This window comes from Treponema zioleckii, assembly GCF_014737315.1.
Taxonomy (GTDB): Bacteria; Spirochaetota; Spirochaetia; order Treponematales; family Treponemataceae; genus Treponema_D; species Treponema_D zioleckii.
On the sequence record NZ_JPUF01000163.1, the window covers coordinates 1 to 564 of the forward strand.

Genomic DNA, 564 nt, shown 5'->3' on the forward strand with positions numbered 1-564 from the left:
TTTAGCGGTGTCCCACTTATCCTTGTCAATTGCTTTATTAATTTCAATAATTAATTTATGACGTTTATCCTCTACTTTTTTGCGCAGTGGACGCGCTACACGCTGTTTGCCTTCTTGTGGGTTAATAGCCCAACCAAGATTATTGCAGTGTGTGTTATTAACATCACCATCTTTGTAATATAGATAGCCTAGATTGTCTTTATTTAATACAAATGATTCAGCTACTAAGTTAGCAATAAAAAATTTACGTGTCTTGTTGTGTGAGCCTTCTAATACTACATATGGTTTTCCGTTGTCATCATATGAGTTCCAGACTGTTAAACCTGTGTCACGGTCTATCACATATCCCATATTTGAAACTGCGTATCTGTCATACGGTTCAAACAATGGTTCAAATTTTTCAATCATTCCTTTAACTCCTCTACTAATTTTTCTAATTGCTCAATGGTTAAGATAATATCATTTTCTGGGTGACATAATACCATGCTAGCCATAATATCACCATCTGGATACTTGGTTACTTCCATATATTCATGTTTGTTACCATTACAGATAAGGTGTATA

General features: G+C 34.4%; 1 protein-coding gene. It reads right to left on the reverse strand.

The window, feature by feature from the left end:
* A partial coding sequence (locus tag JI65_RS17030; protein WP_197971983.1) for a hypothetical protein occupies window positions 1–408 on the reverse strand: 408 nt, incomplete at its 3' end.
* Between the last annotated feature and the right edge of the window lie 156 nt (window positions 409–564).